The organism is uncultured Roseovarius sp. (genome assembly GCF_913054395.1).
Taxonomy (GTDB): domain Bacteria; phylum Pseudomonadota; class Alphaproteobacteria; order Rhodobacterales; family Rhodobacteraceae; genus Roseovarius.
The window spans coordinates 1-6,668 of the sequence record NZ_CAJXIP010000162.1; the positions used below are offsets into that span (position 1 = coordinate 1).

General features: G+C 61.8%; 7 protein-coding genes. All 7 read left to right on the forward strand.

Going from position 1 to position 6,668, the window contains the following annotated elements; all coding sequences use genetic code 11:
• Window positions 1-75: 75 nt before the first annotated feature.
• The 7 genes from miaB (at window position 76) to lnt (ending at window position 6,626) form a co-directional block, all read left to right on the forward strand.
• Window positions 76-1,425: a tRNA (N6-isopentenyl adenosine(37)-C2)-methylthiotransferase MiaB gene (gene miaB / locus QZ522_RS16510; protein WP_294614098.1), complete on the forward strand. Its 1,350-nt coding sequence runs from the start codon at window positions 76-78 to the stop codon at window positions 1,423-1,425.
• 221 nt (window positions 1,426-1,646) lie between these two features.
• Entirely contained in the window at window positions 1,647-2,195 is a 549-nt protein-coding gene (locus tag QZ522_RS16515; RefSeq protein WP_294614116.1) for an OmpA family protein, read from the forward strand.
• Window positions 2,196-2,207: 12 nt separating this feature from the next.
• On the forward strand, window positions 2,208-2,519 hold the full coding sequence (locus tag QZ522_RS16520; RefSeq protein WP_294614101.1) for a hypothetical protein: 312 nt from the start codon (window positions 2,208-2,210) through the stop codon (window positions 2,517-2,519).
• 223 nt (window positions 2,520-2,742) lie between these two features.
• The gene (locus tag QZ522_RS16525) at window positions 2,743-3,675 is read left to right on the forward strand and encodes a PhoH family protein (RefSeq protein WP_294614104.1); all 933 of its coding nucleotides are present in this window, start codon (window positions 2,743-2,745) and stop codon (window positions 3,673-3,675) included.
• A 19-nt stretch (window positions 3,676-3,694) separates the two neighbouring features.
• A complete protein-coding gene (ybeY, locus tag QZ522_RS16530) occupies window positions 3,695-4,183 on the forward strand; it encodes an rRNA maturation RNase YbeY (protein WP_294614107.1) in 489 nt (162 codons plus the stop codon).
• Window positions 4,184-4,222: 39 nt separating this feature from the next.
• On the forward strand, window positions 4,223-5,110 hold the full coding sequence (locus QZ522_RS16535; RefSeq protein WP_294614110.1) for a hemolysin family protein: 888 nt from the start codon (window positions 4,223-4,225) through the stop codon (window positions 5,108-5,110).
• Window positions 5,103-6,626: an apolipoprotein N-acyltransferase gene (gene lnt / locus QZ522_RS16540; protein ID WP_294614113.1), complete on the forward strand. Its 1,524-nt coding sequence runs from the start codon at window positions 5,103-5,105 to the stop codon at window positions 6,624-6,626. The genes QZ522_RS16535 and lnt overlap by 8 nt, the downstream gene beginning before the upstream one ends.
• Window positions 6,627-6,668: the final 42 nt, after the last annotated feature.

A 6,668-nucleotide genomic window follows, 5' to 3' on the forward strand; every position in this document is an offset into this window, starting at 1 on the left:
CGCCCTAGAACACCCGAGCGGTCACAAGGGTTGCAGGTGCTTTGATAAGCGCTCGTCCTCTGGTATGAGCCAGTCATGACCGAGATGCGCGCCCATACCAAAAAACTCTTTATCAAGACTTATGGCTGTCAGATGAACGTCTATGACAGCGACCGCATGAGCGATGCGCTGGCACCGCACGGCTATGAAACCACGCTGGACATGGCCCAGGCCGACCTGGTCCTGCTCAATACCTGCCACATCCGCGAAAAGGCCTCCGAGAAGGTGTTTTCCGAATTGGGTCGCCTCAAGGAATTGCAGGGCGAGCGCCGCGCCATGGGCGGCGACATGCTGATCGGCGTGGCCGGCTGCGTCGCCCAGGCCGAGGGCGAAGAGATCATGCGCCGCCAGCCGCTGGTCGATCTGGTGGTCGGGCCGCAAAGCTATCACCGACTGCCCCAGATGGAGGCCAGGGTGCGCGCCGGTGGCACGGCGCTTGATACCGATTTTCCCGCCGACGATAAATTCGACACCCTGCGCCACCGCCCCAAGGCGGCACGCGGCCCGACCGCCTTTTTGACGGTGCAGGAAGGCTGTGACAAATTCTGTGCGTTCTGTGTGGTGCCCTATACCCGTGGCGCCGAAGTCAGCCGCCCGGCGAGCCGTATCCTTGAAGAGGCGCGCAATCTGGTCGAGCGCGGCGTGCGCGAAATCACCCTTCTGGGGCAGAATGTGAACGCCTATCACGGTGCGGGCGAGGGCGGTGACTGGACACTTGCCCGGCTGATCTGGGCACTCAATGATATCGACGGGCTGGAACGGATCCGCTTTACCACCAGCCATCCCAACGACATGGGCGACGATCTTATCGCGGCGCATGGCGAGTGTGAAAAGCTGATGCCCTATCTGCACCTGCCGGTGCAATCGGGCAGCGACAAGATCCTCAAGCGTATGAACCGAAGCCATACCGCCGAAAGCTATCTGCGCCTGATCGAACGTATTCGCGCGGCGCGCCCCGACATCCTGTTGTCGGGCGATTTCATCGTCGGCTTTCCGGAGGAGACCGAGGCGGATTTCCAGGCCACGATGGATCTCGTTGAAGAGGTCAATTACGGCTATGCCTATTCGTTCAAGTATTCGACCCGCCCCGGCACTCCTGCCGCCGAGCGCGCGCAGGTCGAAGAGGACGTGAAATCAGAACGGCTCCAGCGCCTGCAATCTCTGATCACCCGCCAGCAGCGCGCCATTCAGGACGCGATGGTCGGGCGCACGGTGGGCGTTCTGTTTGAAAAACCCGGCCGACTTGAAGGCCAGATGATGGGCAAATCGGATTACCTGCACGCCGTCCATGTGGCCAATGCCGATGTTGCGGTGGGTGATCTGGCGCGCGTCGAAATCATCGAGAGCGGCACCAACTCTCTGGCGGGGCGACTTGTCCGGGACTGAGTTCGCTTCCATTTGTTCCAAATGTGGCGAAATTGCGACGCTGTATATGTATTGTTCGCGGGATATCCCCAATATGTAGTGAAATTAACTTCACTTCCTTATTATGGCTGCTAGAATTTTGGTATGTTATACGGTCAGGCTGCACTTTTTTCCGCCGATTGGCCTAGTGTCATAAAAGGAAAGTACTGGTGACGAAAATTAATTCGAACGGCTTGCGCGGCATGGTTGGGGGCGCTCTAGCGGTGGCCCTCGGTGTCGCTGTCACGGCGGGGGCGGGTTTTGCCCAGAGCGAGAATGGGCGCACGATCGTGGGCGAACGATACATTCCGACAATCTGGGTCGATCCCGATGGCTGTGAACATTGGGTGATGGACGACGGGGCCGAGGGCTATATGTCCCCCCATGTCAACCGTCAGGGGATACCGGTCTGCCACGAGGCAAACCTCTGCGGTGTGATCAACACCGATCAGATGTTCGCGACCGACAGCGCCCGCATCAACGCAAGCAATCGCCAGCGTCTGACGAAGTTTTTCCAGGAGGCGGGGGCGGTGTCCTATACCATCGTCGGTCACACCGACAGCCGCGCCTCTGACGAATACAACATGGGCCTCTCGCTGCGGCGTGCCAATTCGGTGGCTTCCATCGCCAAAAGTACCGGGGCCAGCATCGCGGATGTTCGCGGCTACGGCGAGCGTATGCCCAAGGCATCAAACAGTACCGCAGAAGGCATGGCCCAGAACCGCCGTGTCGAAATCTTGTGCTGGCGCTAAGGGGATCGGATGATGAAAATGGTTAAACTTGCACTTTTTGTTCCGATCCTGGGTGTCTTGGCGGCCTGTACCGGTGGCCACGGCAGCGTTGGACCGGACAAGACCCGTGACCGCGGCACCGACAAGAAACATCTGAGCCAGCTTCAGGCCGGTATCTGGATTGACCCCAACGGCTGTGATCACTGGATCATCGACGACGGCGTCGAGGGCTACCTGTCGCAACGCCTTGATAAATTCGGCAAGCCGGTGTGCTCGGGCGTTGGCCCGGCGACGGTCGCCACCGGCGATTTCAAAGGCGGCAGTCCGATCTCCGATCCGCTCTGAGCGTGCTTTACATCGTCGGAAAATACAACTGCGGGCCGAAAGGTCCGCAGTTTTTCGTTCCATGAGGCAAAGTTTCGCCGCCGGACGCTTGCACCTTGCGCCGCAACTTGGCAGGCTTGAATCACACAACTGGTTTTGGGAGAACTGATTGGTCCATAGCGCACCACCCCCCGTTTCCGACGTGGCTTCGGTCAACGAAGCTGTGATTGAATTTCCAGACAACATGCTGCTGATTGATTTGTGCGGCGAATATGACCGGAACCTTGCCGAGATCGAGCGCAGCCTTGGCGTGCAGATCGTGCGGCGTGGAAATCACCTCTCGGTGATGGGCGATGATGCGCCCGTGGCCGAGGCGGTCAAGGTGCTGAACGCGCTCTATGGGCGGCTTGAAACCGGCAAGGCCGTGGAACATGGCGATGTGGACCGCGAATTGCGCATGGGCGGTTCGGATGCGGGCACCGGTGCGCTCGACGGGGATCAGCTTGAGATGTTCAAGGGCGGCCCGGTCGAGATCAAGACCCGCAAAAAGCTGGTTGAGCCGCGCACCGACGCGCAAAAGGCCTATGTACAGTCACTTTTCACCAACGAGCTTGCCTTTGGCATCGGGCCTGCGGGCACCGGCAAGACCTATCTGGCGGTGGCAGTGGCGGTGAACATGTTCATCGAGGGCCATGTCGATCGTATCATCCTGTCGCGCCCGGCGGTCGAGGCCGGCGAAAAGCTGGGCTATCTGCCCGGCGACATGAAGGACAAGGTCGATCCCTACATGCAGCCGCTTTACGACGCGCTGAACGATTTCCTGCCGGGCAAACAGCTTGCCAAGCTGATCGAGGAAAAGCGCATCGAGATCGCCCCGCTGGCCTTTATGCGCGGACGGACCCTGTCGAACGCCTTTGTTGTGCTGGACGAGGCGCAGAACGCGACCTCGATGCAGATGAAGATGTTCCTGACCCGCCTCGGCGAAGGCAGCCGCATGGTGATCACCGGGGATCGCACCCAGATCGACCTGCCGCGCGGCGTGCCCTCGGGGCTTGCCGATGCCGAGCGTCTGTTGAAATCAATTCCCAAGATCAGCTTTAACTATTTTACCTCCAGGGATGTGGTACGTCATCCGCTTGTGGCCGCGATCATCGAGGCCTATGAGGCGGACGTGTAACGCAGGGGCGTGGACTGGGATGCTGACAGAGGTAATGATCGAAGACGACCGCTGGCAGGCGGCGCAGCTTGAGGATATTGCCGAACGCGCGGCCGCGGCAACGCTGCGGCATCTCGGGCTTGATCCGGGGGCGTTCGAGATTAGCGTTCTGGGCTGTGATGATACGCGCATCGCCGCCCTCAACAGCGATTTTCGCGAAAAGCCGCAGGCGACGAACGTGCTGTCCTGGCCAAGCGACGAGCGTGCGCCCGACACCCCCGGCGCGCGACCCGATCTTCCGCAACCCGGCCCCGACAGCGAGCTTGGCGATATCGCCATCGCCTATGATACCTGCGCCGCCGAAGCCGCCGCTGGCGACAAGCCGCTTGCGGATCATGTGACGCACCTGATCGTGCATGCAGTGTTACATTTGCTGGGCTATGATCATATCCGTGACCAAGATGCCACTTTGATGGAAACAACCGAAGTGGCGATACTTGGCAAACTGGGGTTGCCTGACCCATATTAGGCTATTGGGCATATTGGCCCGCAAACTGGAAAGAGATGGATGGGCGAGAGTACCGACGGGTCTTCTAACGCAGCGCAAGGCGCGCAGCCGGAAGGCCAAACCACAACGGAAGAAACCGGCGGATTTTTCCGCCGCATTATCGGGGTATTCAACCCCAGCGATGACACCAACCCGGATGAGCAAGAGGATGCAGTGCCGGCCAATGGCGGCTTTGGCATGCGCAACCTGCGCGACATGGCGGTCGAGGATGTGGCCATTCCCAAGGCAGACATCGTTTCGGTGCCCGTGACCACCACCAAGGACGAGCTTGTGCATGTCTTCCGCAATAGCGGCATGACCCGCCTGCCGGTCTATGAGGGCACGCTGGATACGCCGATCGGGATGGTGCACCTCAAGGATTTTGCACTTAAGCACGGGTTCAACGGTAATGGCGGGCGCTTTTCGCTCAAGCGGATGTTGCGCCCCTTGCTGTTCGTGCCCCCTTCGATGCCGATTGGCGTGCTCTTGCAAAAGATGCAGGCAGAGCGGCGGCATATGGCGCTTGTGATTGATGAATACGGCGGCGTTGACGGGCTTGTCACCATCGAGGACCTGATCGAACAGGTCGTCGGCGAGATCGAGGACGAGCATGACATCGACGAGGGCCATTTCTGGAATGAGGAAAGCCCCGGCTGTTACGTGGCCCTCGCCAAGACCCCGCTCGAGGATTTCGAGGCCGAGATCGGTCAGTCGCTTACGGACGTGGATTCGGTCGATGAAGAAGAGATCGACACGCTTGGCGGGCTGGTCTTCATGCTGCTTGGCCGGGTGCCGGTGCGTGGCGAGGTGATCGAGCACCCCGCCGGGCCGGTGATCGAGGTGATGGAGGCCGACCCGCGCCGGGTAAAGCGCCTTCGGGTCCGTCTGGCCGAGCCGGTGCATGGCTGATCTGTCCGGCCTGCCGGACCGGGCCTTGCGCCGTTTGGCCGGGATCCCCCCCCTGCGCCGCTGGCTGATCGTGATCGTGACCGGGGCGCTTGCGGCGCTCGGGCAGGCGCCGTTTGGTCTCTGGCCCGCGACGCTGGTGATGTTTGCGCTACTCTTCGGGCTGTTTCTCAGCACCAACAACTGGCGTCAGGCCGCTTGGCTTGGCTGGGCCTTTGGCACCGGGTATTTCCTGCTCGCGCTAAGCTGGATCGTCGAGCCTTTCCTTGTCGATGTGGCCCGCCACGGCTGGATGGCGCCCTTCGCGCTTCTGGGGCTTGCTGCGGGCCTTGCACTGTTTTTCGCGGCGGGCCTGGCGCTTGCACGTGCGGCGGGCGGCGGCGCCCCTGGCTTTATCGGCGGGCTAGGCTTGTCTGAGGCCGCGCGCGGGTATCTTTTCACCGGGTTTCCCTGGGCTCAGCCGGGGCATGTGCTGATTGATACGGGGGCCCTGCACTGGGCCTCTTACGCGGGATCGCTGGGGCTGACGGCGCTTGTGCTGGGCGGCGCCGTGGCGCTTTGGCATGCTGTCGCGGGCCGGTGGGGCGGCGTTGCCGCGCTGGTGTTGCTGGGGCTGCTCTTGCCTTTGGGGGGCGCCCTGCGGCCCGATGCGGCGGCACAGAGCGAGGCCCCCACCGTGCGCCTGGTCCAGCCCAATGCGCCGCAGCACGAGAAATGGAAGGCCGATAAGATCCAGGGATTTTTCGACCGCCAGATCCTGTTTTCTCAGGCCGGGGAGCGGCGCCCCGATCTGATCGTGTGGCCGGAAACGGCGGTGCCGGTCATGCTCAACACTGCCGCGCCGACGCTTGAGGTGATTTCGGCGGCGGCTGGCGGCGTACCGGTGATCGTCGGCCTGCAACGCTATGACGGGCCGCGGCTTTACAACTCCCTTGCGCTGATCGAGGCGGGCGGCACTGTGGCAGCAGTCTATGACAAGCACCACCTTGTACCCTTCGGTGAATATGTGCCCTTTGGCGACTGGCTTGGGCGGATCGGAATTCACGGCCTCGCCGCGCAGGAAGGCCAGGGCTATTCCTCGGGGCCCGGCGCGCAGGTGATCGGGATCGGCGATCTTGGACGGGCCTTGCCGCTGATCTGTTACGAGGGGGTGTTCGCACAGGATGTGCGCGCGGCCCCCGAGCGCCCCGACTTCATGCTTCTGATTACCAATGACGCCTGGTTCGGGCAGGTCTCCGGGCCTTATCAGCATCTGGCACAGGCGCGGCTGCGCAGTGCCGAACAGGGGCTGCCGATGATCCGGGTCGCCAATACCGGTGTCTCGGCGATGATCGACGCCACCGGGCGGATTACCGCCGCGATCCCGATGGGACAGGCGGGCTGGCGTGATGCGCCGCTGCCGCCCCCCCTTGCGCCGACGCTTTATGCGCGCACCGGCGACATGGTTATGATCCTGCTTTTGGCGATGCTTTTGGGCCTGTCACGCATTGGCAACAGGCATCCCGGCCCCCGCATATAGTGATTGACGGCACCCGGGCAGGGGCGTAACCAATTCCAAATT

Coding starts and splice junctions, on each gene's coding strand:
- QZ522_RS16535 (WP_294614110.1), top strand. CDS start 4,223: ATGGGCGAGAGTACCGACGGGTCTTCTAACGCAGCGCAAGGCGCGCAG.
- lnt (WP_294614113.1), top strand. CDS start 5,103: ATGGCTGATCTGTCCGGCCTGCCGGACCGGGCCTTGCGCCGTTTGGCC.
- miaB (WP_294614098.1), top strand. CDS start 76: ATGACCGAGATGCGCGCCCATACCAAAAAACTCTTTATCAAGACTTAT.
- ybeY (WP_294614107.1), top strand. CDS start 3,695: ATGCTGACAGAGGTAATGATCGAAGACGACCGCTGGCAGGCGGCGCAG.
- QZ522_RS16525 (WP_294614104.1), top strand. CDS start 2,743: ATGCTGCTGATTGATTTGTGCGGCGAATATGACCGGAACCTTGCCGAG.
- QZ522_RS16520 (WP_294614101.1), top strand. CDS start 2,208: ATGAAAATGGTTAAACTTGCACTTTTTGTTCCGATCCTGGGTGTCTTG.
- QZ522_RS16515 (WP_294614116.1), top strand. CDS start 1,647: ATGGTTGGGGGCGCTCTAGCGGTGGCCCTCGGTGTCGCTGTCACGGCG.